The organism is Amycolatopsis heterodermiae (assembly GCF_034929455.1).
Taxonomy (GTDB): Bacteria; Actinomycetota; Actinomycetes; order Mycobacteriales; family Pseudonocardiaceae; genus Amycolatopsis; species Amycolatopsis heterodermiae.
The window spans coordinates 1,075,671-1,098,827 of sequence record NZ_JAYFSI010000001.1 but is presented as its reverse complement, the minus strand read 5'-3'; the positions used below and the strand labels follow the sequence as shown (position 1 = coordinate 1,098,827).

Genomic DNA, 23,157 nt, shown 5'->3' with positions numbered 1-23,157 from the left:
GGCGCCTGCGCTCAAGGGGCCGGGTCTTGTCCCTGGGTGGCTGGTTGGTCCCTGGAGGTTTGGGGCGCGTGCCCGGGTGGTCGGGTCGCGGGGCCGGGTAGTCGGTGCCTGGTGAGTTGGGTTGCGTGCCCTGGTGGTCGGCTCGTGCACTCAGGGGTCGGCTCGTGTTCTCGGGTGGGTGGTGTGCCGGGTCGGTCGGGTGCCCGCGGTGGTCGGCGCGTGCGCTCAGGGGCTCGGGTCGCGTCGCCGGGTGGTTGGTGGTGTGCCTGAAGGGTTGGGTTGCGTGTCCAAGGGGTCGGCTCGTGCATTCAGGGGGTCGGGTCGCCTCCCCGGGTGGCCGGTGGTGTGCCCGGAGGGTTGGGGCGCGTGCCCGGGTGGTCGGCTTGTGTTCTCAGGTGGTCGGGTTGTGTACCCGGGTGGCCGTTGGTGCGCCTCGACGGTCGGCGCGAGTGCCTAGGTGGTCGGCGCGCGTGCCAGGTGGTCGGGTCGCATGCCCCAGGTGGGCGGGTCGCATCCCCGGGGGCCTGTGGCGTGCCAGGTGGTCGGCTCGTGTACCCAGGTGGCCGGTCACGTGCCCGGACCGGGCGGGCGAGGCCGAGAGGGGTCAGCGGCCGAGTAGGGGCGGTACCACCTTCTCGGCTAGGTCGTGCAAGGCGTTGCCGGGTTTGGTGGAGTCGGTCCAGGTGATCTCCAGGGTTTGGTGGGAGTCGTCCAGGAGCTGGATTTCCGCTGTGGTGTCTGGCGTCTTTTCGCGGGCCGGGCGGCCGGCGAGCCGGTCGGGGAAGGACCCGTCGCTCTTGTCGTGGTAGGCGAGGGTGATGGTCTTCAACTCCTCCTTTCGCTCACACGAGCCGAAGAGGCCGGGCCTCAGCTGGTCCAGTGGGGTGTTCGACGCCCGGGACAGCTGGGTGCACAGCTGCCAGGTGATCAGCGGGTACGCCGCGTCGCCGATTCCCGAGCCGGGGATCGGCGTCATCTCGTGTGCTCGCTCGTCGCGGGTCGGAAGTGACGGGCCCGGGGTGGCTACCGCGGCGACCATCGCTGTGCCCAGCGCCGTCGCCATGCCGCCGAAGTCGGGCTCGGTCCGGACGCCCGGCTGGGCGCTGACCCGGATCTGGAGCTGGGGTTTCACCCAGTCCTGCGTGGAGTCCGACAGCCGGACCGTCAGCATCGCGTCGATGGGGTGCTGGGTGGTGGTCCGGGTCAGGGTCGCCCCGTGCCCGGCGACCTCCAGTTCCGTGGCATCGCCGCCGGTGAGCGGGGGCTCGGACCACATCCCCGCCGAGACCTCCAGGTCCGCCGTGACGACGTGGCATTCCCCGTACTTCGTCGCCTCGCGCAGCACCGGGCCGCCCAGCACGCTCGCCCAGCTCGCCTCCGGGACGGCGCCGCACAGCACGTGACCCGCGGTCGCTGGCGGCAGGGCGGCCACCATCTCGCCGGTCGGCATCGGCACCCGCCGGACCGCCTCGCCGTCCGCCGAGGGCCACCGTGCCGGAAGCGATCGCGGTGGCTCCTCCGGAGCGTCGCGGCTCAGGAACCAGGCGCCGCCGGCCAGCACCGCGAAGACCGCCGTCAGCGAGACGGCGATCAGCACGGTGCGGTCCTTCCCCCTCGTGTTCACGCTGTGACGGTATCGGCACGCACCGACAGAAAAGGGCGGTTCTCGCGGTCAGCGTCACTCGAACGAGTGAGATTCGGGTCTCCACGAGAGACCTCTTGTCCGAGGGGTGAGGTTAGGCTAACCTCATACATGTCCGCTTCGTGGTGGGAGCGGCAGTCAGTTCGGGAACGGACGGAGCCCCGGCCCTGGGAACCCCAGGCCGGGGCTCCGTTCGTTGACAGGGTCAGGGCAGTGTCGGGCTGAGCGAAGGGCTCGTCAAGGGGTTCTCACCCGGGAGCGTGGGCAGGCGCTGCAGCACCATCCCGAAGTACACCCGGTAGGCCGTGCGCACCGCGTCGTCGCCGGTCAGGCGGACCTCGTGGCGGACGTCGTCGACCGTTTCGATCAGCTTGGCGCCCGAGAGCGTCACGCGGCCCTGGGACGTCGGGCGGGAGCACGTCAGCGACCGCGTGAAGTGCGACTCCGGGGACGTCGACTGCCACCACGCCATCGGCACGAAGTCCGAAAGCGGGCGCGGACGGTGCTCCAGGCGGTACTGCGGCTTCCCGTCCAGCAGGACGTCGACGTCGCCGTACGGCGCGTCCAGCACCAGGAAGTCACCCTCCGGGTCGGCCTGGGCGTCCACACCGGACAGGCGCAGCGGGTGCCGGGCGAACCGGCCGAAACCGACGTCGAGCAGCCACGGCTCGTCGAGCTCGACGACGACCGCCGCGTGGTCGAGGGGCGGGCCGAGCGAGCCGTCCGGGCGGAACACCTGCGCCGCGTGCAGCGAGGCGTCGTAGCCGAGCTCGCGCAGGAGGGCGGCGAACAGGCCGTTGAGCTCGTAGCAGAACCCGCCGCGGCGGCGTTCCACGATCTTGGTGAACAGCGCCTCCTCGGTGAGCTCGATCGGCTCGCCGAGGTGGACGCTCAGGTTTTCGAAGGGGACCGCCGCCAGGTGGCGTTCCTGCAGGGTGCGCAGCGTCGCGAGGTCGGCCGCCGCGGGCCATGCGACGCCCAGCCGGGCCAGATACGCGTCAACGTCCATGCCCCCAAGCCAAACACCTCGACCGCACTCGAGGTCAAGCGAATTCACCCGGAGACGAAAACGGGGCCCTCCACAGTGGAGGACCCCGTTCGCGAACCGCGTGCTCAGCCGAGCAGCAGGCCGTTGCCGCCGGCGACGGCGTTGTCGAAGCGCTTGCTGATCTCGGCCCAGTTGAAGATGTTCCAGAGGGCCTCGACGTACTTCGGCTTCACGTTCTTGTAGTCCAGGTAGAACGCGTGCTCCCAGACGTCGACCAGCAGGATCGGCACGGTCGGCAGGATCAGGTTGTTGTGGTGGTCGCGCAGCTGCTGGGTGATCAGCGTCTTGCCGATCGGGTCCCAGGAGAGCGCGCCCCAGCCGTTGCCCTGGATCGTGGTCGAGACGGCGGTGAACTGCGCCTTGAACTTGTCGAAGGACCCGAAGGCCTCGTCGATCGCGGCGGCCAGCTCGCCGGTCGGCTTGTCGCCGCCTTCCGGCGACAGGATCTTCCACCACACGACGTGGTTGGCGTGGCCGGCCAGGTTGAAGGCCAGCGTCGTCTCGAGACCGACGATGCCGCCGAAGTCCCCGGCGTCGCGGGCTTCCGCGATCTTGTCCAGGGTGTCGTTCGCGCCCTTGACGTAGGTCGCGTGGTGCTTGCTGTGGTGCAGCTCGTTGATCTCGCCGGAGATGTGGGGCGCCAGGGCGCTGTAGTCGTAGTCGAGATCGGGGAGCTCGTAGCGGGCCATTGGCCCTCCTTCTGTCTTCGACACAAGTTTCCGGTATCGAACCTAGTAGCACACGGCCGCCCGCGGCGAGCGGGGGCGCGTCGTCGTCACTGCTTGGGACGACTGGTTCGACAGTGGCGTACCCGGGGGCACACCACCCGAAACCGAGCCTGCAACCTGGACTTAACTGGAGGTCAACGAGCTGTGACGACGGTCATTCAGGCCGCGCGGAACTCGTCCAGCCGCTGGGCCAGCTCGTCGAACACCGCGACGTTGCACTCGAACGCCACGACTGTCTCGTCGATCACCCGGGCGCGCTCGGTGTCGCTCCACGGGGCGTTGTCCAGCTTCGCCCGGTAGGCGTCGCGGAACTTCGGGGCGCTGCCGATGCCCTCGAAGTGGTAGAAGAGCGTGCCCGCGTCGGCCACGTCGTACGTCTTCTCCAGCAGGCGCCGGATGGCCTGGCCGCCCGCGATGTCGCCGAGGTAGCGCGTGTAGTGGTGGGCGACGTACCCGCCGGCCCACGACGACGCCTCTTCGACGCGCGCGACGTACGCCTGCGTCGAGGCCAGGGGCGAGATCGCCGAGCGCCAGTCCGGGCCGACGAGGTGGGCCAGGTCGAGCTCCAGGTTCGGCAGCCGCCGCAGCGCGTCGAAGACGAACTCGCCGCCCACCGGGTCGGCCGCCAGCCGGTCGCTCGCCGCTTCGATCGCGCCGTAGATGAAGTAGTACTGGATCGCCAGTTGGGTGTAGCCGTCCTGCGACAGCTCGCCGCCCAGCAGCGCGCGCATGTACGCCGAGTAGTTCGCCTTTTCGTGCACCTGCAGCGTCGAGGCGCGCAGGGCCGCCGAGAACGGACGGGTGTCCAGGTCCGTGGTCACCGACATGATGGGCCTCCCGGCGATCGATCTGACACACTGTCAGAAAGAGCCTAGGCCATAACCCGCGGTAAGGCTACCCTAAATCTCCGACGCGCCGACCGCGCGCAGCACGAACCGGACGGCCGCCTCGACGACGTCGTCGCGCTGCTCCGGCGGCCCCTCGACCAGGGCGCGGTTGCCCAGCGCGGCGGTGATCATCGCGATCAGCACGTCCGGGTCCTCGGCGGGCCAGCGCCCCAGGTCGACCCCGCCGGTGAGGATCGCGCGCAGCCGGTCGGTGATCGGGTCGGCGTGCGCGCTGATCCGCCGGTACGCCGCGGGGGCCAGCGCCGACGCGAGCGCCGTGCCCGGCGGCATGTGGTACTCGGCCAGCACGCGCAGCTGGAGCCGGACGAACGTGCCGAGCTGGTCCACCGGGTCGGCCTGGGCCTCGACGGCTTCGGTCAGCCGCGTGACGTACCGGGCGGCCTCGTCCTCGACGAAGGCGACGAGCAGGCTCTCCTTGTCCGGGAAGTGGTTGTACAGCGCGCTCCGGCCGACCCCGGCCGCGGCGGCGACCCCGGTGAGCGAGATCGCGTCGAAGCCGCGTTCGTACAGCTGGGCGCGCAGGACGTCGAAGACGCGCGCCCGGACTTCGCGACGGTGCGCCTCCAGCGACCCACCGAGAATCTTCGGCATCCGCTCAGGCTACTGCGCCGATCAGTCGGCCACGGTCCACGTGTGCACGGGCTCGCCCGCTTCCGACAGCTCCAGGTACCGCCCGAGCATCCGGGTCAGCGCCTCCTCGCGGTCGAGGCCGCGCTCCTCCGCGCGCACGACGTAGTCGCGCTGCCAGGTCGCCCCGGTCCGCCGCGCGAGGCACCGCTGTTCGATGATCCCGAGGTAGCGCTCGCGGGCCTCGTCGGAGACGTCGGAGCGGCGCAGCCCCTCGTGGGCCAGCGGGAGCAGCACGCGCAGCGCGAGCTCGTCCGGCGGGATCCAGCCGATGCCCGGCCAGTACAGCTGCGCTTCGAAGCCGCGACGGGCGCCGGCGTAGAGATTCTCCTCCGCGGCCTGGAACGACATCTGGCTCCACACCGGGCGTTCCGCCTCGGCGAGCGCGCGCTGGGCGCCGTAGAAGAACGCCGCGTTCGCCACGGTGTCGACGACGGTCGGCCCGGCGGGCAGGACGCGGTTTTCGATGCGCAGGTGCGGCAGGCCGTCGACGACGTCGTAGACCGGGCGGTTCCAGCGCCAGATGGTGCCGTTGTGCATGCGCAGCTCGGTGAGCTTCGGCGCCTGGCCGGCGTCGAGGGCTTCGATCGGGTCCTCGGCGTCGGTTTCCGGGAGCAGGCCGGGGAAGTAGCGGACGTTCTCCTCGAACAGGTCGAAGATCGACGTGATCCAGCGTTCGCCGAACCACACGCGCGGCCGGACGCCCTGGTTCTTCAGCTCTTCGGGCCGGGTGTCGGTCGCCTGCAGGAACAACGGGATGCGCGTCTCCTGCCAGAGCGCCTTGCCCAGCAGGAACGGCGAGTTCGCGGCGAGCGCGATCTGCAGCCCGGCCAGGCACTGCGCCGCGTTCCAGTGCGCGGCGAACTCCTCCGGCGCCACCTGCAGGTGCAGCTGCACGCTCGTGCACGCCGCTTCCGGAAGGATGGATTCCGCATAGCTGCGCAGGCGTTCCGGTTGCTGGCCCGGCAGCGCCGAGCCTTCCATCGCCAGCACGGTCCGTTCGCCGCGGGCGGCGAAGATCTGGTCGTTCAGCGTGGCGTACCGGGACTTGTTGGTCAGCCACTTCTGGTCGAAGTGCTCGTGCTTCAACGTCGGCAGGATGCCGATCATGGCCACCGCCGACCCGGTGTCACGGGCCTTCGCCGACGCGGTGCCCAGGTACGCGCGGAGGTCGTCTTCGAGCTGGAGGGCCGAATCGCCGGCCAGCGGACGCGGCGGCACGTTCAGCTCGAGGTTGTGCTGGCCCAGCTCGGTGGTGAACGACGGGTCGTCGAGCGCCTCCAGCACCGCGGTGTTCGTCATCGACGGGCGTAGCTCACGGTCGACCAGGTTCAGCTCGACTTCGAGCCCGATGTTCTTGCGCGGGAACGAAAAGCTGCCGTCGGTGAGCATCCGGGCCAACGTGTCGAGACAGCGCTGCACCTTGCGGCGATACCGTCCTCGATCGAGCGTGTTGAACGGTTGTGCCGCCAGGTCCATCCCCATGACCATCCCTGCTTCGCGTCGGCGTGGAAACTGGTACGTGTTTCAGGTTCCCGGCGGATAACCGTTTCACAGCGGTTGAATCCGTGCTAGCGGCCAAACTGGTGCTGTCCGTCACCGGGAGTTAACCGACAGCAAAAAGGACCCGTTCGTACCAGAGCCGGGTGGACGTTCGGACCAGTGAGCCGCCCGGCAAGCGGATGACAGACTGTGCGGATGGCCGTGATCCACACCGACGACTCCGGCGACCCGAGACTCGACGACTTCCGCCACCTGTCCACTGCGGACCGCCGCCCGGACCGGCCTGGTGGCAAGGGACTCGTCATCGCCGAGGGCACCGTCGTGGTGTCCCGCCTGCTCGCTTCCCGGTACCCCGTACGGGCTCTGCTGGGCGTTGAACGGCGTTTCGCGGAGCTGGCCGGAGAACTCGCCGGGACGGACGTCCCGCAGTACGTCACCTCCGCGGAGACGATGGCCGACGTCGTCGGGTTCCACCTCAACCGCGGCATCCTCGCGGTCGCCGACCGGCCGGCGCCGCTGACCGTCGATGACGTGGTGACCGGCGCCGGCACGATCGCGGTCCTGGAAGGCGTGGGGGACCACGAAAACCTCGGCGCGCTGTTCCGCAACGCGGCCGCGCTCGGCGTCGGCGGCGTGCTGCTCGGCCCCGGCTGCTCCGATCCGCTGTACCGGCGCAGCGTGCGCGTTTCCATGGGACACGTCCTGCGCGTGCCCTTCGGGGACCTGACGGACTGGCCGGGCGGGCTCGACGACCTGCGGGCACGCGGGTTCGCGGTGGCCGCGTTCACCCCGCGCCCGGGCTCCGTCCCCCTGCGTGAACTGCGCGAGCACGCGCCCGGTCCGGTGGCCCTGCTCTTCGGCGCGGAGGGGCCGGGGCTGACCGAATCCGCGCTCGCCGCTGCTGATCACGCGGTGCGGATACCCATGCCGGCCGGAGTCGACTCCCTCAATATCGCCACGGCCGCGGCCGTCGCCTTCTACGAGCTGGCGTCGGGTGGCTAAGGTGCCTCCTAGTGTTTCGGGGGACTCGGGCGGGGTGAAGGGACACCATGGAGCTGCGGATCCGCGGTGAGCGCGCGGTGCTGGCCGGGCCCGGTGGTGAGCAGGCGCGCGAGGTGGACCCGTACAAGCTCGCGATCGGCGGCGACCTGGCGCAGGCGCTGCACGAGTGGGCGCGGGTGGCGTCCGCCGTCTCCGCCGACTCGGGGGAGGAGGCGGCCGCGGTCGTCTCCCAGCGCGGCCGTCAGCTGGCCGGCCGGCTGGCCGCGGTGATGGGCACGGCCGTGCGGTTCGTCGACCCGGTGACCGGCGCCGACACCGTCGTCGAGCCGCCGCCGCGGCAGTCCCAAACCCTCCGGAAGCTGGTCCGGACGGTGCTGGGGCCGCCGGGACCACCCGGGGAACCGACCCCGTGGCTGACCGGGCTGACCATCTCGGCGTTCATCGCCGCCGTCGTCGTGGTGGCGATGCTGGCCCTGGCGACGTCGCTGGAGCGCGAAACCAGCGGCTGGATCGTGCTGGCGGCGTCGGTGATCGTGACGGCCGGGATCGCGCCGTCGCTGTGGCTGATCCGCCGTACCCCGATCCTGCGCTGGGCCGCCTACGGCGCGGCCGGCGGCGTGCTGATCGCCTGGGTCGGCGTGCTGGTGATCGCCTTCAGCGGTACCTGACGTAGGTGACCAGCGTGCCCTGGGCCCGGGTCGCGGTCTGGGAGCTGAAGACGTAGCCGCGCGACGCGGCGACCTGGCGGACCAGCTCGGACGAGACACCGAACGGCTCGGAGAAGAACGTCACGCTGTCCTTGCCGGTGAATTCGTTCGCCAGCCAGCCGACGCGGGTCGAGCGGGGGAAGACCCGCAGCACCCACGCCATCGGCCAGACCCCGGCGACCACCAGCGCGAAGCCGATCGTGAACGGGCGGGTGTCCCCGGTGACCGCCGCGGTCACGCCGCTGCCGCCCGCGCAGAGCACCAGCCAGGCGACCGGGGCCAGGAAGCCGGCGAACGACATCCGGAACCCGGACGCGCGTGGTGGCGCGGCGGGATCACGGCGCAGGAGCAGCAGCCGGTCGGTCGGGTCGGCGCACTCCCCGGCCGGGAGGAGACCTTCGCCGCCCGCGATCTCGGCGATCCGCGCGGGCGGGAGCTTCGCGTGCCGGACGCTCAGCCACAGCTCGTCGCGGCCGTCGAGGTGGTTGCGCAGCCACCGCTCGCGTCCGGGCGCCTCGACGACCGGTTCGGCCGCGGGCGGCAGCGCCGGCGCGGGCGTGCCGAACACCAGGCCGGGACGGCACTTGACGAAGAGGGACGACTCGTCGTTCCGGCCCGCGATGTATGGGCCGCCGTAGAAGTAGCCGTAGAGGGAGGCGACCTCGCCGAGCAGTTCGGCGGACAGCGACGGGGGGAACGGCACGGCCACCTGCCGCTCGCCCGTGAACGGCGCGTCCAGCCACTGCAGCCGCGGCGACCGGCCGGCGACGACCCGCAGCACGACCAGGACCGTGGTGGCGCCCGCGGTGAGCAGCAGCGGCGCGGTCGTCCGCTCGAACAGGGCCCAGGCGCCCGCGGCCACGAGGCTCGCGGCGAACACCGTGAACAGCCAGTACTGCACGCGGTGGTGGGTGATCCGCTGGGCCGTCCGCGGCCGCAGCTGTTCGTCGGGCAGGCCGGCCCGGCGCAGCAGCACCAGCCGATCGCCCGGATCGCTCGCCTCCGCCACCACGGTCATCCCGGCGGTCGCGGCCGCCGCGCCGACGTCCGCGCGGGCCAGCTCCAGCCGGCGCAGGCTCGCCCAGAACTGGTCCTGCCCGGTGAGCAGCCGGTCGAGCCGCCGCCGGGCGGCGGCCGTGCCCGGACCGCGGTCGAAGTGCGGCGGGAAGAACCCGGGCGCGAACTCGAAGCGGAGGAAACCCGCCTGCTCGGGCGGGGTTTCGCGGTACCGGCGCCCGAGCGCGGTCTGGCGGACCTCGTGCGCGTGCAGGCCCCACTGCTCCGGCGAGATCTGGACGACGGCCGCGCCGGAGAAGACGCGGAACCGCAGCTCACCGAGCCGGAGCAGGTGCGCGCGCTCGGCCGGTGGCGACATCGTCGTCATCGCGGATGGTCACTGTGCATGATCGACCCCTCCCTCAGCGTGACATCGTAGGGGAGGCCGGGAGAACGGGGATACTGGCGCGATGGAGCAGCTCGATCGGTTGCGGAAGTTGTGCCTCGCGCTGCCGGAGGCGACCGAACGCGACAGCCACGGCGAGCCGACGTGGTTCGTGCGCGGCAAGAAGACGTTCGTCAGCTTCGCGAACCACCACCACGACGACGGACGGCTCGCCTTCTGGTGCCCGGCGGCGGCCGGGGTGCAGGAGGAGCTGGTGCGCACCGAATCGGAACGGTTCTTCCGGCCGCCGTACGTCGGGCACCGCGGGTGGCTGGGCGTGCGGCTGGACGTCGACGTCGACTGGGCCGAGATCGACCGGATCGTGCGGGACGCCTACCGCCTGGTCGCGCCGAAGTCGCTCGCGGCGCTGGTGGAGTAGGCCGCCTTGGGTCTAACCGCGCTGCGAGCGGACCCCGAGCAGGACGTCCTCCCAGGACGGCACGATCGGGTGATTCTTTTTGGCCTTCGGCCGCGCCGGTTCCTCCGCGCTGGCCGTCTCCTCTTCGGGGTCGGCCGGGACGCGGGGGATCTCGCGGGTGTCGTCGTCCGGGTCCGGCTCGGCGGCCGGCAGCTCGGCGTGGTCCGGCGCCACCGAGTCCAGCGTCGGCTGGAACTCCGCGTCGCGGGCCGGGTTGAGCGCGCGGACCGTCCGGGGCGGGCGGTAGGCGTTCGGGTCGAGCAGGACCTCGGCGTTCTCGTCGAGCGCCGTCACCGTGCCGCCGTGCGCCCCGGGCGAAAACGCCCAGTGCGCGCGGTTGTCGGAGCGGCCGGCCTTCCAGCGCAGCACGACGACCCAGCGGCCGTCGTCGCCCTTCCAGGAGTCCCAGGTGGCCTGGGAGTAGTCGTGCCCGCGCACGCCGAAGCCGTACGCGACGACCTCGCCGAGCGTCTGCACGTCCGGGCCGTCTTCACGGACCGGGTGCGCGCTCTGCGCGAGCTCGGCGGTCCGGGACCGCTCGAGCAGCACGGGGTAGGCGTAGCGCTCGACGCGCTGCTCCGAGATCCCGGCGCCGCTCGCGACTTGCTGGACTGATTCGCCGGCGCGGATTCGCGCCTGGATCTCGCGTGGCCGCATCTGGCTCTCCAACTCGATTTCGATCTGGCCGAGGCGGGTGATGTCACCCCGCGCCGCCGCGCGCAGTCTCTCATCGGCCGGGAGGAGGAATTGCGTACGGCTCGCCGGGTCTTCGCACACGATGGACTTACCGTCCTCGTGCAACCCGACCACTCGCAGCGTGCGCATTGTTCGCCTTCCCCGATGCTTCACCGTTGTGGGTGCCCACGTTAGAACGGCGCGTCGGCTTGACGTGCGAGGCGCGCCGAGTCTTCACCCAAGTGACCACTCTTCATTTCGTGACTCTCGCATCATCCGTGCCCTGGTCAGCGGCATCTGTGTGACACGCCGACCACGCAAAGTCACGATCGAGTGGATCGTCACGGCTGTCGTTGCCAATTTTTCACCGTCTGGCCCAACGCCGCTGGGCCCTGTGGTCGTTGGGACTGGTGTGACTACTGAGACGCGTGGGACTTTGCGGGGTTGCTGCTCATGAGGGCAGGCGGACGGTCACCGTGAGGCCGCCTCGCTTGCCCGGCTGGGCCTCCGCGGCGCCGCCGTGGGCGTGGGCGACCGAACGGACGATCGACAGCCCGAGCCCCGCGTTGCGGGTGTCGCCCGTCCGCTCGGCGCCGGCCACCCGGCGGAACGGCTCGAAGAGCGTCGGGACGGCTTCGGGCGGGACCACCGCGCCCGAATTGCGGACCTCCAGCGCCGGGTCGCCGCGGACCTCGGCGTACACCCAGCCGCCTTTGGCGTTGTACGTGATCGCGTTGACCAGCAGGTTCGTCACCAGCCGCTCCAGCAGCACCGGATCACCCGCCACCGTCCGCGGCCTGAGCCGGGTCTCCACCTTGACGCCCGCCGACTCCGCCTGGGCCGAGGTGGCCCGGACGACCGACGCGACGACCTGGTCGAGCCGGACCGGGGCGCGGGCGGTCAGGCCGCGGTCGCTGCGGGCCAGCACCAGCAGGCCCTCGATCATCCGCTCGCTGCGCTCGTTGGTGTGCAGCAGGTGCGTGCCGAGTTTCCGCAGCTCCGGCGCGACTTCGGGGTCGGCCATCGCGACCTCGATCAGCGTCCGCTGCACCGCCAGCGGCGTCCGCAGCTCGTGGGACGCGTTCGCGACGAACCGCTTCTGGCTGTCGAACGACTCCGCGAGCCGGTCGAGCATGCCGTCGAAGGTGTCGGCCAGTTCCTTCAGCTCGTCGGGCGGGCCCTCGAGGTTGATCCGCCGGTCGAGCTTGCCCGCTTCGAGCCGCCGCGCGGCCGACGTGATGTCGTGCAGCGGCCGCAGCGCCCGGCCCGCCATCAGCCAGCCGAACAGGACGGCGAGCGCGGCCGTCGCCACGAGCGCGATCGCCGAGTTGACGACCAGGGTGGACAGCGTCGAGGACCGGTACTCGTCCAGCGAGCCGCTGACCAGCCGCACGGCCACGCCGGCGGGCGCCTGGACCGCGTTGTCCGGGATCCCGTACACCGTGTCGGCGGCCGAGCCGAGTGACGCCGTCGCGAACCGGGCCGGGTCCGGCAGCGTGCCCTGCACCAGCAGGTAGTTGATGACGACGAGGACCAGCCCGGCCAGCAGGAACAGCCCGCCGTACCAGGCGGTCAGCTTCGTCCGGACCGACAGCGCGTTCACGGCGTGCCGAACCGGTAGCCGGCGCCGGGCACCGTCTCGATCACCGGCGGGTCGCCGAGCTTGCGGCGCAACGTCATCACCGCGACGCGCACCGCGTTGGTGAACGGGTCGGCGTGCTCGTCCCACGCCTTGTCCAGCAGGTCCTCGGCGCTCACCACCGTGCCCTCGGCCCGCATCAGCACTTCCAGCACGGCGAACTCCTTCGGCGAGAGCTGCAGGAACCGGCCGTCGCGCGCGGCCTGGTGCCGCGGCAGGTCGAGCACGACGCCGTCGCGCTGCAGCACCGGCGGCAACGCGGGCCGCGCGCGCCGCGACAGCGCCTGCACCCGGGCGACCAACTCGGCGAACGCGAACGGCTTGGTCAGGTAGTCGTCGGCGCCGAGGCCCAGCCCGGCGACCCGGTCGGTGACGTCGGCGGCCGCCGTCAGCATCAGCACCCGCGCCTCGCCGCCCGCCGCGACGACCGCGGCGCACACCTGGTCGCCGTGCACCTTCGGCAGGTCGCGGTCGAGGACGACGACGTCGTAGCCGTGCACCCCGACCCGCTCCAGAGCCTGTTCGCCGTCGTAACAGACGTCGACGGCCATCGCGAAGCGGCGGAGGCCCTCCGCGACCGAGTCGGCGAGCAGCCGCTCGTCCTCCACCACCAGCACACGCACCCGCCCAGTCTGCCCAGGCGGGCCATAAGCCCCGCATAAGCGACTTCGCTTAGCGCGCCGGAATCCCCCGATCCGTAGACCTGACGACCGAGAACCGGAGGAAAGGAGCGAGCGATGCGAACACGCCTGACGGTCATCGCGGCGATCGGCGCCGCGGTGCTGCTCGCGGGGTGCGGGGCCAAGCCGGACGACGGGTCGAAGGTGGCCTCGATCTCGGGGCCGTCCTCGTCGGCCCCGGCCAAGGCCGCGGACAACAAGAGCGACGAGGACAAGATGCGCGACTTTGCCAAGTGCATGCGCGAGCACGGCGTCGACATGCCCGACCCGAAACCGGCCGGCGACGGCGGGATGGCGGTGACGCTCGGCGGTGACGCCAAGGACGCGGGGAAGCTCGACTCGGCGCAGAAAGCCTGCAAGAGCCTCATGCCCAACGGCGGCGAGATGAAGGCGCCGAGTCCCGAAGAGCTCGACAAGATGCGCAAGGACGCCAAGTGCATGCGGGACCACGGCATCGACATGCCCGACCCCGACCCGGCCGGCAAGGGCGCGACGCGGCTGGGCGGCCCGGGCGAGGACCCGTCGAAGTTCGAAGCCGCCGCGAAGGCGTGCGGCCTCGGCATGTCCGTGCACGCGGAGCCCGCCAAGTGACCACGGAAACCGAACTCGAGCCACGCCGCCGTGGCCGCGCCCGCTGGTTCGTCGCCGCGGCGGTGCTCGTCGTGGTGGTGGGTACCGGCTCCGCCGTGATCCTGACGCGCGTCTCGTCCGCGACGTCGGTGCCGGAGGCCGCGCCGCCGTCCGTCGAAACCGCGGAGGTGGCCAAGACCGACCTCAGCGAAGAGGAGGAGGCCGACGGCACGCTCGGGTACGGCGAGGAGTCCTCGGTCGCCGGCCGCAAGCCCGGCACGATCACCTCGCTGCCCGCCGCCGGCAAGGTCCTCACCCGCTGCCAGGCGGTGTACGGCGTCGACGCGAAGCCGGTGCCGCTGTTCTACGGCACGCTGCCGTTCTACCGCGACCTCGCCGAGGGCGCGGCCGACGGCGCCGACGTCAAGCAGCTCGAGGAGAACCTCAAGGCCTGCGGTTACGGCGGGTTCGGCACGCCGGACAAGAAGTTCACCTCGGCGACGGCGGCCGCGCTGAAGAAGTGGCAGAAGGCGCTGGGCCTGGACCAGACCGGCGCGTTCGGTCAGGGCGACGTCGTGCTCGCCGCGGGTGAGCTGCGGGTGTCGGCTCTGTCGGCGAAGCTCGGCTCACCGGCCCAGGGCGAGGTGCTGAAGACCACCGGCACCGTCCGCTCGGTGCAGGTCAAGCTCGACGCGGCCAAGCAGGACCTCGCCCAGCAGGGCGCGAAGGCGTCCGTGACGATCAACGGGAAGACGTCGAAGGGCACGATCACCGACGTCGGGAAGTCCGCGGTCGAGGGCAAGAACGGCGCGGGGCAGGACGACGGCAAGCCCAAGATCACCGTGACCGTCCAGCTCGACGACCCGGCCGTGGCCGGCACGCTCGACTCGGCCCCGGCGACCGTCCGGTTCACCAAGGACGTCCACTCCGGCGTGCTCGCGGTGCCGGTCGGCGCGCTGCTCGCGCTCGCCGAAGGCGGTTACGCCGTCGAGGTCGACGAGAACGGCAAGCGGCGGCTCGTCGCCGTCCAAACCGGACTGTTCAGCGGGGGCAAGGTCGAGGTCAGCGGCAACGGCCTGACCGCGGGCATGCGGGTGGTGACGACGTCGTGACGCCCGTTCTGCGCGTCCACGAGGCCACGCGCACCTACCCCGGCGGGGTCGCCGCGCTCGACGGCGTCTCGCTCTCCCTGGAGGACGGCGAGATGGTGGCGATCGTCGGGCCGTCCGGGTCCGGGAAGTCCACGCTGCTGCACCTGATGGGCACGCTCGACCGGCCGTCCGCCGGCCGGGTCGAGCTGCGCGGCCACGACGTCGCCGAGCTGTCGGACCGGAAGGTCTCGGCGCTGCGCTCACGCTGGATCGGGTTCGTGTTCCAGCAGTTCTTCCTCGACGAAGGGATGAGCGCGGTGGACAACGTCTGCACCGGCCTGCTCTACGCCGGGGTGCCGCGGCGACGGCGGCGCTCGCGGGCGCTGGCCGCGCTCGACCGCGTCGGGCTGGGGCACCGGGCGTGGCACCGGCCCGGCGAGCTGTCCGGCGGGGAACGCCAGCGCGTCGCGATCGCCAGGGCGGTCGTCAACAACCCGGCGATCCTGCTGGCCGACGAGCCGACCGGCAACCTTGACACCGGCACCGGCGCATCGGTGCTCTCCTTGCTCGGCGAGCTGTCCGCGGACGGCACGACGATCGTGGTGATCACCCACGACCGGGAGATCGCGGCGGGCATGCCGCGGCGGATCGAGCTGCTCGACGGGCGCCTGCGCCTCGACACCGGACTGGTGGGTGCGCGATGACGCTGGTGACGCTGCCGGAACCGGCGCGGCTCAAGCCGCCGGACGTCGTCGCGCTCGGCGCCCACGGCATGCGGACGCGCCCGGTGCGGGCCGTGCTTTCCGCGCTGGGCATCGCGATCGGCGTCGCGGCGATGGTCGCGGTGCTGGCGATCCCGGCGTCCGGCGCGCAGGCGCTGCACGACCGGCTGGCCGCGCTCGGCACCAACCTGCTTACCGCCGGGCCGGGCCAGACGTTGTTCGGCGACAACGCGACCCTGCCGGACGACGCCGTCTCGATGGCGAAGCGGATCGGGCCGGTGACGGCGGCGACCGGCACCGGGACGACGTCGGCGAGCGTGCGGCGCAGCGACAAGATCCCGGTCGACGAGACGTCCGGGCTCGGGGTCTACGCGGCGCGCCCGGACCTGCTCGGGGTGCTGGGCGGGAAGGTGCGGTCGGGGGCGTTCCTGGCCCCGGGCAACCAGAACTACCCGGTGACGGTGCTCGGGGCGCAGGCCGCCGCGCGCCTCGGCATCGACCACTGTGCCAACGGGGGCTTCGCCCCCAGCCGGGGGCTCCGCCACCCGGAGCCCCCGAAAGACGGGTGTGACCCGGCACGGCCGCCGCAGGTGCTGATCGGCACGCAGTGGTTCACCGTCGCCGGGATCCTCGGGCCGATGCCCCTGGCCCCGGAGATCGAGCGGTCGGCGCTGGTCGGCTGGGACGTCGCGAAGCGGCTCCTCGGCTTCGACGGCCATCCGTCCACTGTGTACGTACGGGCCAATGAGTCCGCAGTGGACGGTGTGCGGTCGGTGCTGGGCGCGACGCTGAACCCGCAGGCGCCCAACGAGGTCGAGGTCCGCCGCCCGTCGGACGCGCTCGCCGCGCAGAAGCTCACCGACAACACCTACAGCGCGCTGTTCCTCGGTCTCGGCGGTGTCGCGCTGCTCGTCGGCGGGGTCGGGGTGGCGAACACGATGGTCATCTCGGTGCTGGAACGGCGCCGGGAGATCGGCCTGCGGCGCGCGCTCGGGGCCACGAAACGGCAGGTGCGCGGGCAGTTCCTGGCCGAGTCGGTGCTGCTGTCCGGGCTCGGCGGGCTGGCCGGCGTCGTCACGGGGGTGCTGGTGACCGCGGGGTACGCGCTGAGCCAGGGCTGGCCGGCCGTGCTGCCGGTCGGCGCACTGGCGGGCGGCGTCGGCGTCGCGGCCCTGGTCGGGGCGGTCGCCGGGGCGTACCCGGCCGTCCGCGCGGCCCGGCTGGCCCCGACGCGGGCCCTGGCCTGAGACGGCACTTTCACGTGAAAGCGACGAGGAGGACCCCTCCGGATCACTTTCACGTGAAAGTGCCGCTCCGGTGATATCTCCCCGTGTGCGCTGCACCGGGATTGAGCACGGTAAAAGATTCCCCGACCGCCGCCCACGGCGTTGAATACCGATCACATCGTTGATCGAAGGGCGGCTGCCGTGGTGCGGGTCGAGGCGAACAGACGAGACTTCCTTCGCTGGCTTGCCACGGCGGGCGCGGGGCTCGCCGCCGCGGGGGTCGCCCCGGCGCTCTTCGCCCAGGAAGCCGCCGCGGCCGGCACGGACGTCGTGGTGGTGCTCGGGGCCACGGTCGTCGACGGCACCGACGCGCCCGCCCGGCCGCACTCGGCGGTCGTCCTGGTCGGGGACCGGATCGCCTGGGTCGGCCCGGCCGCCGAGGTGCCGCACCACAGCGGTGCCCGGATCGTCGACGGCCGCGGGCGCTACGTCGTCCCCGGCCTCTGGGACATGCACGCCCACGGCATCGACTACGAGAAGCTGTGGCCGCCGATGTTCCTGGCCAACGGCGTCACCGGCATCCGCGAGATGCAGGGGTACGACGAGAACCGCGCCACCCGCGACAAGATCGTCCGCGGCGAGCTGCTCGGCCCGCGGGTCGCCCTCGCCAGCGCGATCATCGACGGCCCGGTCAGCCTGCTCGGCCCGCCGATCACCCAGGTCGCGACCCCGGAGGAGGGCCGCGCGGCCGTCCGGACCGCCCTCGCGCAGGGCTCCGACTTCGTGAAGACCTACTTCTACCTGCCGAAGGACGTCTACGCGGCGATCGCCGACGAGTGCCGCCGCGTCGGCCTGCCGTTCGCCGGGCACTGGCCGTACCGGCTGCGCCAGCTCGACGCCGCGAAAGCCGGGCAGCGCAGCTTCGAGCACAACTTCGGCGTGCCCATCCACACGTCCAGCCGTCGTGACGAGATCCTGGCCCGCCTCGACGCGACGCCGTTCGACCCGAACGCGAAGCGCGACTTCTTCAACCTCGCCCGCGAGCTCGACCGGCAGGCGGCCCAGGCCTACGACCCGGCCACCGCGGAACGCCACTTCGCCGGGCTCAAGGCACTGGACAGCTGGATGAGCCCGACGTTCGCCGTCAACCGGGTGATCTCGCGGCCGGCCGACGCCTACACGCACGACCCGCGGCTCAAGTATGTCTCGCAGGACATCATCGACTACTGGGCCGACCGGCTGCCGCTGTTCACGCCGGTCACGCCCGAGCAGATCGCCCAGCAGGAGGCCTACTTCGAGGCCCAGCTGCGTCTCGTCGGCGCCGCGCACCGGGCCGGCGTGGGCGTCATCGGCGGCACCGACTGCCTGAACCCGTACGTCTACCCGGGGTTCAGCCTGCACGACGAGCTCGACTTCCTCGTCGAGGCCGGGCTTTCGCCGCGGCAAGCGCTGCAGACGGTGACGCGCGACGCCGCGCGGTTCCTCGGCCGCGAGTCGACCACCGGCACCGTCACCGCCGGCAAGGTCGCGGACCTGGTGCTGCTCGATGCGAACCCGCTCACCGACATCCGCGCGGTCCGCCGGATCAACACCGTCGTGACCGCGGGCCGGGTGCTCGACCGGGCGCGGCTGGACCACATGCTGGCGGACGTCGTCACCGCGGCGCAGCAGCCGACGGCGACCGCGAACAGCAGGTCAGTGGGCTTGCCGGTGCGTGGCTGCTGCTGAGCGCCCGGTAATCTCGGCCGGTCGGAGACCGGCTCGAGGGGGACGCGTGACGCAGTGGTCCGGGCGGAAGCTCGCGTGGGTGCTGGCCGTGCTCGAGATCGCGGCCGTCCTGCTGGTGCTCGTGCTGAAGCGGTTCGACGGCCTCGACCTGGAGGTCTACCTGGGCGGCGCGAAGGCGCTGGCCCAGCAGGGTTCGCCGTACGACGCCTGGGTGCCGACCACGCACCAGATCCTGCTGCCGTTCACCTACACGCCGTTCGCGGCGGCGGTGTTCCTGCCGGGCACGCTGCTGCCGTTCGCGGTGACGATGAAGCTGGTCAGCATCGCCTCGATCCTCGCGACCGGGATCGTCGCGTACCTCTACATCGCGACGCTCAACGGTTCCCTGACCGACTCGTCGAAGGTCCACGGCCGGGCGGTGGCGGCGCTCGTCGCGATCGTGGCGCAGCTGGCCGGCGCCCTGCTCGAGCCGGTGCGCTCGACGCTCGGCTTCGGGCAGATCAACGCGCTGCTCATGCTGCTGGTGGTGCTCGACGTCCTGCTGCCGGGCAAGCGCGGGCGGACGAAGGGCCTGCTGATCGGCGTGGCCGCGGCGATCAAGCTGACGCCGGCGGTGTTCGTCGTCTACTTCCTCTTCCGCCGCGACTACAAGTCGGCCGCGCGGGTGGTCGCCGGGTTCGTGGCGGCCGGCGCGCTGCTGTGGGTGATCCGGCCGTCGGCGTCCTTCACGTACTGGACGAAGCTCGTCTTCGACGCGGGCCGCATCGGCGGTGTCGACTACGTCGGCAACCAGTCGCTGAAGGGCCTGGTGACGCGGCTGGGCCTGCCGGAAACCGCGGGGAACGTCGTCTGGCTGCTGGCCGCGCTCGCCGTGATGGCCGTGGTCGCGGTGGTGATCGTGCGGGCGGCCGAGCCGGTGCTCGGGCTGACGGCGTGCGCGCTCGGCGGGCTGCTCGTGTCGCCGATCTCGTGGACGCACCACTGGACGTGGTGCGTGCCGATTCTGGTGCTGGCCGGGTACTACGGCGTCCGGTCCTGGCCGACCGACCGCGTGGTGACGTGGTGGGCGGGCGCGGTCGTCGTGGCCGGGCTGGCGCTGTTCATCGCCGGCCCGATGTGGTTCGCCCCGCGCCCGGCGCCGTCGTTCGCTTGGTGGCTGGCCACCGAGTCCTACGAACTCTTCGGCCTGCTCCTGCTGGTCCTCGCGGCTTTCGCTGCCCCTCGCCTCAAAGCCGTGAAGGCCACCTTGAGGGACTCAGAGTCCCTCAAGGTGGCCTTCACGGACTAACGCGGTCGGATCAGCCCAGGCGCTCGACGACGTACTCGATGCTCTGCGTGAGCTTCGTGATGTCGTCCGGGTCGATGGCCGGGAACAGGCCGACGCGCAGCTGGTTGCGGCCCAGCTTGCGGTACGGCTCGGTGTCGACGATCCCGTTGGCGCGCAGCACCTTCGCCACCGCGGCGGCGTCGACCTCGTCGGTGAAGTCCACCGTGCCGACGACCTGCGAGCGCAGCTCCGGGTCCTTCACGAACGGCGTCGTGTAGCTCGTCTTCTCGGCCCACTCGTACAGCCGCGACGACGAGTCCTTCGTGCGTGCGGTCGTCCACTCGAGGCCGCCCTGGCCGTTCATCCACTCGATCTGCTCGGCGAGCAGGAAGAGCGTGGCCACGGCCGGGGTGTTGTACGTCTGGTCCTTGCGGGAGTTGTCCAGCGCGGTGGTCAGCGACAGGAACTCCGGGATCCAGCGGTCGCCGCCGCCGATCTCGCCGATCCGCTCGACCGCGGCGGGCGAGGCCAGCGCGATCCACAGGCCGCCGTCCGCGGCGAACGACTTCTGCGGCGCGAAGTAGTAGACGTCGAAGTCCTCCGCCTTGACCGGCAGGCCGCCGGCGCCGGAGGTGGCGTCGATCGCGACGAGCGCGCCGTCACTGCCCTCGGGGCGGCGGACGGGCACGGCGACCCCGGTCGACGTCTCGTTGTGCGCCCAGCCGACCAGGTCCGCGCCGGCTTCGTAGGCGATGTCCGGCGCGCTGCCCGCGTCGGCCTTGACGACGATCGGGTCGGCCAGGAACGGCGCGCCCTTGGTGACGGAGGCGAACTTCGAGGAGAACTCGCCGTAGGTGAAGTGCTGCGAGCGCTCGCGGACGAGGCCGAACGCGGCGGCGTCCCAGAAGGCCGTGGTGCCGCCGTTGCCCAGGATCACCTCGTAACCCTCGGGGAGGGAGAACAGCTCGGACAGCCCGGCCCGGACGCGCCCGACGAGCGACTTGACCGGCTTCTGCCGGTGCGACGTGCCGAGGTAGGTGGAGCCGGACTCCGCCAGGGCGCTCAGCTGCTCGGCGCGGACCTTCGACGGTCCGCAGCCGAAGCGGCCGTCGGCCGGCTTGAGGTCTGCGGGGATGGTCAACTCAGCGTCGGTCATGTGGCCAGTCTCTCAGGTCGGGACTGGGCAGGTCGAAGCGGTGCTGAACTGTCCGGAATGTGGAATCGCCGCTGTTCCGGGCAGTGGGACGGCGACCGTTTCGCCGGAAATCCGGTTTTCGCCGCCGTCGGTGATCGATAGTTTCAGCCGCCGGAGGAGGTGATCGAGGTGCGCCGGACCGCAGGGGTCGTGGCCTGGCTGCTGGCGGCCGCCGGGATCGCGGACGGGTTGGCGGAGCACCCGCCGCACGGCGCCGACGTCGGGAACGCCGCGGTGTTCCTCACGCTCTTCCTCGGCGTGACGGTCTACGGCCTGACGCGGCTCCTGCCGTTGCGCCCGGTGCAGCGACGCGCGTCCCTGCGACGCCGGCTGCTCGCGGCCACGGCGGCGGTCTGGGCGGTCGCGGTCTTCGCCGTCGGCATCGAGGTCGTGGCGATCGTCGTCAACGGTGGCTGGCTGCCGTGGCTGCTGCCGGTCCCCGCCTTGGTCGCGGTGTCGGCGCTCGCCCTGTGGCGGTCGGACCTCGCCGGCCCGGCGCGGTGCCTGGCGAGCGACGACTGGACGCCGATCACGGCCGCGGCCTTCGAGGTCCACCCCGGCGAACCGGTCGACGGTTTCATGGTGCTGCCGAGCGGCTGGCGGACCAGGTTCCACCTGCCCGCGGTCCCGGCCGACGTCGCCGAGGAACTGCGCGACCGCCGGCGCCTTTGGCTCGCCGGCTGGCCCTCGGACCATTTCGTCGTGGGCCTTCCGGCCGGTAGCGGCTGCGCGATCGGCCTCGTGGGCGCCCACGGTGACCGTAAAAACACGGGCCCCGGCGCTCCGGCCCGCCGGTAGCGTCGCCTGCCATGCAGACAGTGCAGCAGAGCTTCCCGGTGCCGCCCGAGGACGAGCCTGAAGTTCGGCCTGTTCGACTGGGGTGAGGGCAAGCGCCTCGCCAGCCAGTTCGCCGCCGTTGTCGCCCTCACGGCCGGCACGGCGGCCCTGACCTGAGGCCCCGCTCACTCTGACTGGGGGTGTGAGCGGGGCCCTTCCTCAGCGCCAGCCTTCGACGCCGCCCGGTACCGGCGCGGCCGGGTCGTACGGCGTGCGCGTGAAGACGAACGTCGCCAGGTCGAGGTGGGTCGCGACGCCGTCGCTGTCGCGGCCCACCTCGAGCGTCTCGCCGGAGTAGTAACCGTCGAGGCCGAGGTAGGTGTCCTTGTCCGTCTCGCGGAAGCGCGAACCGCGGCCGGCGCCCTCGGCCGGGGCCAGCAGGAGCAGCCCGTCACCCTGGATCCGCAGGTGGTACGGCGTCGGGCCCCAGTGCCAGAGCCCGGTCAGCGCCAGCAGCGCCGGGTCCACAGTGGACGGTTGCCACTCCGCGGGCAGGCGCGGTTCCAGCTCGTCGGTCATCGTGATCAGGTCCAGGGCCAGCGGCGTGATGCCGACCCCGGACGTCGAGTTGGCCAGCACCAGCGCGCCGGTCCCCGCGGCCGGGTCGACCAGGGACGCGGCGAGGAACCCGGGCATCGAGCCGGTGTGCCCGGCCAGCCGGCGGCCCTGGTAGCGCACCAGCATCAGGCCGAGCCCGAACCCGGTGGCCCAGACGTCGGTGTCGTCGACGGTCACCATCGTGCGCATCTGCTCGAGCGTGTCCGGGCTCAGCACGCCACCGGTGTGGCCGCCGAGGAACGACGTCCAGCGGCCGAGGTCGGTGGCCGTGGACCACAGCTGCCCGGCGGGCGCCATCGCGCCGGCGTCGGGGCTGGGCTCCGGCAGCAGGACGTCGGCGAAGGGGTGCACGGCGAAGCCGTTGGCGTGCGCGCCGACCGGGTGCGGGGTGGTGCGGGTCATCCCGAGCGGGCCGAGGATCTCCTCGTCGATCACGGACAGCCAGTCTTTGCCGCGAAGGCGGGCGATGAGCCAGCCGAGCACGCCGTAACCGACGTTCGAGTAGTGGAACTTCGCGCCGGGCCGGTGCTTGGTCGCGCCGTCGGCGAGGCTGCCGACGAGCGCGTCCCAGTCGGCGCCGGGGGTGCGTTCCCACCATTGGCCGGGCGATTCGGACGTCAGGCCGGAGGTGTGGGAGAGCAGCTGAGCGACCGTCGCGGCGCCGAACGCCGTGCCGGGGACGTGCTTTTCCAGCGGGTCGTTGAGGTCCAAGCGGCCTTCGTCGCGCAGCCGCATCACGGCGGTGGCGACGAGGGTCTTGGTGATCGAGCCCAGCCGGTACTGGGTGTCGGTGCCGGGCACTTCGCCCCCGACGCGTCCGCGGCCCCCGGACCAGACGATCTCCCCGTCCCGCACCACGGCGGCCACCAGCGACGGAGCCCGGCAGGTCGCCTGCTCGCGGGCGATCCGGCGGAGCAGGGCGTGTTCGGTCGACTCAAGCATGCA

22 protein-coding genes are annotated in these 23,157 nt (G+C 71.9%); 10 read left to right on the top strand and 12 right to left on the bottom strand.

Going from position 1 to position 23,157, the window contains the following annotated elements; translation table 11 throughout:
* Positions 1-604 precede the first annotated feature (604 nt).
* From VA596_RS05365 to VA596_RS05340, 6 genes are all read right to left on the bottom strand, one after another.
* Entirely contained in the window at positions 605-1,624 is a 1,020-nt protein-coding gene (locus VA596_RS05365) for a hypothetical protein (RefSeq protein ID WP_323324194.1), read from the bottom strand.
* A gap of 223 nt (positions 1,625-1,847) precedes the next feature.
* A complete protein-coding gene (locus VA596_RS05360) occupies positions 1,848-2,651 on the bottom strand; it encodes an arylamine N-acetyltransferase family protein (RefSeq protein WP_323324193.1) in 804 nt (267 codons plus the stop codon).
* A gap of 104 nt (positions 2,652-2,755) precedes the next feature.
* On the bottom strand, positions 2,756-3,379 hold the full coding sequence (locus tag VA596_RS05355; RefSeq protein ID WP_247058440.1) for a superoxide dismutase: 624 nt from the start codon (positions 3,377-3,379) through the stop codon (positions 2,756-2,758).
* 197 nt (positions 3,380-3,576) lie between these two features.
* Entirely contained in the window at positions 3,577-4,245 is a 669-nt protein-coding gene (locus tag VA596_RS05350; protein WP_323324192.1) for a biliverdin-producing heme oxygenase, read from the bottom strand.
* Between the two features lie 72 nt (positions 4,246-4,317).
* A complete protein-coding gene (locus VA596_RS05345) occupies positions 4,318-4,917 on the bottom strand; it encodes a TetR/AcrR family transcriptional regulator (protein ID WP_323324191.1) in 600 nt (199 codons plus the stop codon).
* A gap of 21 nt (positions 4,918-4,938) precedes the next feature.
* Positions 4,939-6,438, bottom strand: a complete 1,500-nt coding sequence (locus VA596_RS05340) for a glutamate-cysteine ligase family protein (protein WP_323324190.1) — start codon at positions 6,436-6,438, stop codon at positions 4,939-4,941.
* A gap of 213 nt (positions 6,439-6,651) precedes the next feature.
* On the opposite strand from VA596_RS05340, the gene VA596_RS05335 reads away from it, so the two are divergent.
* The gene (locus VA596_RS05335) at positions 6,652-7,458 is read left to right on the top strand and encodes a TrmH family RNA methyltransferase (RefSeq protein ID WP_323324189.1); all 807 of its coding nucleotides are present in this window, start codon (positions 6,652-6,654) and stop codon (positions 7,456-7,458) included.
* A 47-nt stretch (positions 7,459-7,505) separates the two neighbouring features.
* On the top strand, positions 7,506-8,126 hold the full coding sequence (locus VA596_RS05330) for a DUF2537 domain-containing protein (RefSeq protein ID WP_323324188.1): 621 nt from the start codon (positions 7,506-7,508) through the stop codon (positions 8,124-8,126).
* Here the strand turns inward: VA596_RS05330 and VA596_RS05325 are convergent.
* Entirely contained in the window at positions 8,113-9,549 is a 1,437-nt protein-coding gene (locus tag VA596_RS05325; protein WP_323324187.1) for a hypothetical protein, read from the bottom strand. The two genes, VA596_RS05330 and VA596_RS05325, sit on opposite strands and share 14 nt — an antisense overlap.
* Positions 9,550-9,631: 82 nt before the next feature.
* Here VA596_RS05325 and VA596_RS05320 point away from each other — a divergent pair, with 82 nt between their 5' ends.
* Positions 9,632-9,985, top strand: a complete 354-nt coding sequence (locus VA596_RS05320) for an MmcQ/YjbR family DNA-binding protein (protein ID WP_323324186.1) — start codon at positions 9,632-9,634, stop codon at positions 9,983-9,985.
* A gap of 12 nt (positions 9,986-9,997) precedes the next feature.
* On the opposite strand, the gene sepH is transcribed toward VA596_RS05320, so the two are convergent.
* The 3 genes from sepH to VA596_RS05305 form a co-directional block, all read right to left on the bottom strand.
* Positions 9,998-10,849 (bottom strand): septation protein SepH, encoded by an 852-nt coding sequence (gene sepH / locus VA596_RS05315; RefSeq protein WP_323324185.1) that lies wholly within the window; start codon positions 10,847-10,849, stop codon positions 9,998-10,000.
* A 301-nt stretch (positions 10,850-11,150) separates the two neighbouring features.
* Entirely contained in the window at positions 11,151-12,302 is a 1,152-nt protein-coding gene (locus VA596_RS05310; RefSeq protein ID WP_323324184.1) for an ATP-binding protein, read from the bottom strand.
* Complete coding sequence (locus VA596_RS05305) at positions 12,299-12,961, bottom strand: response regulator transcription factor (RefSeq protein ID WP_323324182.1); 663 nt, start codon at positions 12,959-12,961, stop codon at positions 12,299-12,301. The genes VA596_RS05310 and VA596_RS05305 overlap by 4 nt, the downstream gene beginning before the upstream one ends.
* Positions 12,962-13,075: 114 nt before the next feature.
* Here VA596_RS05305 and VA596_RS05300 point away from each other — a divergent pair, with 114 nt between their 5' ends.
* The 6 genes from VA596_RS05300 to VA596_RS05275 all read left to right on the top strand — a co-directional run bounded on the left by VA596_RS05300 (position 13,076) and on the right by VA596_RS05275 (position 19,643).
* Positions 13,076-13,609 carry a hypothetical protein gene (locus tag VA596_RS05300; protein ID WP_323324181.1) on the top strand — a complete coding sequence of 178 codons (534 nt, stop codon included), beginning with the start codon at positions 13,076-13,078 and terminating at the stop codon, positions 13,607-13,609.
* On the top strand, positions 13,606-14,700 hold the full coding sequence (locus tag VA596_RS05295; protein WP_323324179.1) for a peptidoglycan-binding protein: 1,095 nt from the start codon (positions 13,606-13,608) through the stop codon (positions 14,698-14,700). Before VA596_RS05300 ends, VA596_RS05295 begins: the two co-directional genes overlap by 4 nt.
* Positions 14,697-15,383, top strand: a complete 687-nt coding sequence (locus VA596_RS05290; protein WP_323324177.1) for an ABC transporter ATP-binding protein — start codon at positions 14,697-14,699, stop codon at positions 15,381-15,383. The genes VA596_RS05295 and VA596_RS05290 overlap by 4 nt, the downstream gene beginning before the upstream one ends.
* Positions 15,380-16,648: an ABC transporter permease gene (locus tag VA596_RS05285; protein ID WP_323324175.1), complete on the top strand. Its 1,269-nt coding sequence runs from the start codon at positions 15,380-15,382 to the stop codon at positions 16,646-16,648. Before VA596_RS05290 ends, VA596_RS05285 begins: the two co-directional genes overlap by 4 nt.
* A 180-nt stretch (positions 16,649-16,828) precedes the next feature.
* Positions 16,829-18,355 (top strand): amidohydrolase family protein, encoded by a 1,527-nt coding sequence (locus VA596_RS05280; protein ID WP_323324173.1) that lies wholly within the window; start codon positions 16,829-16,831, stop codon positions 18,353-18,355.
* Positions 18,356-18,401: 46 nt separating this feature from the next.
* A complete protein-coding gene (locus VA596_RS05275; RefSeq protein ID WP_323324172.1) occupies positions 18,402-19,643 on the top strand; it encodes a glycosyltransferase 87 family protein in 1,242 nt (413 codons plus the stop codon).
* Between the two features lie 10 nt (positions 19,644-19,653).
* Here the strand turns inward: VA596_RS05275 and serC are convergent, their stop codons facing one another.
* Positions 19,654-20,778 (bottom strand): phosphoserine transaminase, encoded by a 1,125-nt coding sequence (serC, locus tag VA596_RS05270; RefSeq protein WP_323324170.1) that lies wholly within the window; start codon positions 20,776-20,778, stop codon positions 19,654-19,656.
* Positions 20,779-20,946: 168 nt separating this feature from the next.
* Between serC and VA596_RS05265 the strand changes: the two genes are divergently transcribed.
* Positions 20,947-21,615, top strand: coding sequence for a hypothetical protein (locus VA596_RS05265; protein WP_323324168.1), 669 nt, complete (start codon positions 20,947-20,949; stop codon positions 21,613-21,615).
* 198 nt (positions 21,616-21,813) lie between these two features.
* Here VA596_RS05265 and VA596_RS05260 read toward each other — a convergent pair whose 3' ends face one another.
* Complete coding sequence (locus VA596_RS05260) at positions 21,814-23,154, bottom strand: serine hydrolase domain-containing protein (protein WP_323324166.1); 1,341 nt, start codon at positions 23,152-23,154, stop codon at positions 21,814-21,816.
* Positions 23,155-23,157 lie beyond the last annotated feature (3 nt).

Coding starts and splice junctions, on each gene's coding strand:
- VA596_RS05330 (WP_323324188.1), top strand. CDS start 7,506: ATGGAGCTGCGGATCCGCGGTGAGCGCGCGGTGCTGGCCGGGCCCGGT.
- VA596_RS05345 (WP_323324191.1), bottom strand. CDS start 4,917: ATGCCGAAGATTCTCGGTGGGTCGCTGGAGGCGCACCGTCGCGAAGTC.
- VA596_RS05355 (WP_247058440.1), bottom strand. CDS start 3,379: ATGGCCCGCTACGAGCTCCCCGATCTCGACTACGACTACAGCGCCCTG.
- VA596_RS05285 (WP_323324175.1), top strand. CDS start 15,380: ATGACGCTGGTGACGCTGCCGGAACCGGCGCGGCTCAAGCCGCCGGAC.
- VA596_RS05300 (WP_323324181.1), top strand. CDS start 13,076: ATGCGAACACGCCTGACGGTCATCGCGGCGATCGGCGCCGCGGTGCTG.
- VA596_RS05350 (WP_323324192.1), bottom strand. CDS start 4,245: ATGTCGGTGACCACGGACCTGGACACCCGTCCGTTCTCGGCGGCCCTG.
- VA596_RS05340 (WP_323324190.1), bottom strand. CDS start 6,438: ATGGGGATGGACCTGGCGGCACAACCGTTCAACACGCTCGATCGAGGA.
- VA596_RS05260 (WP_323324166.1), bottom strand. CDS start 23,154: ATGCTTGAGTCGACCGAACACGCCCTGCTCCGCCGGATCGCCCGCGAG.
- VA596_RS05325 (WP_323324187.1), bottom strand. CDS start 9,549: ATGACGACGATGTCGCCACCGGCCGAGCGCGCGCACCTGCTCCGGCTC.
- VA596_RS05360 (WP_323324193.1), bottom strand. CDS start 2,651: ATGGACGTTGACGCGTATCTGGCCCGGCTGGGCGTCGCATGGCCCGCG.
- VA596_RS05335 (WP_323324189.1), top strand. CDS start 6,652: ATGGCCGTGATCCACACCGACGACTCCGGCGACCCGAGACTCGACGAC.
- sepH (WP_323324185.1), bottom strand. CDS start 10,849: ATGCGCACGCTGCGAGTGGTCGGGTTGCACGAGGACGGTAAGTCCATC.
- VA596_RS05320 (WP_323324186.1), top strand. CDS start 9,632: ATGGAGCAGCTCGATCGGTTGCGGAAGTTGTGCCTCGCGCTGCCGGAG.
- serC (WP_323324170.1), bottom strand. CDS start 20,778: ATGACCGACGCTGAGTTGACCATCCCCGCAGACCTCAAGCCGGCCGAC.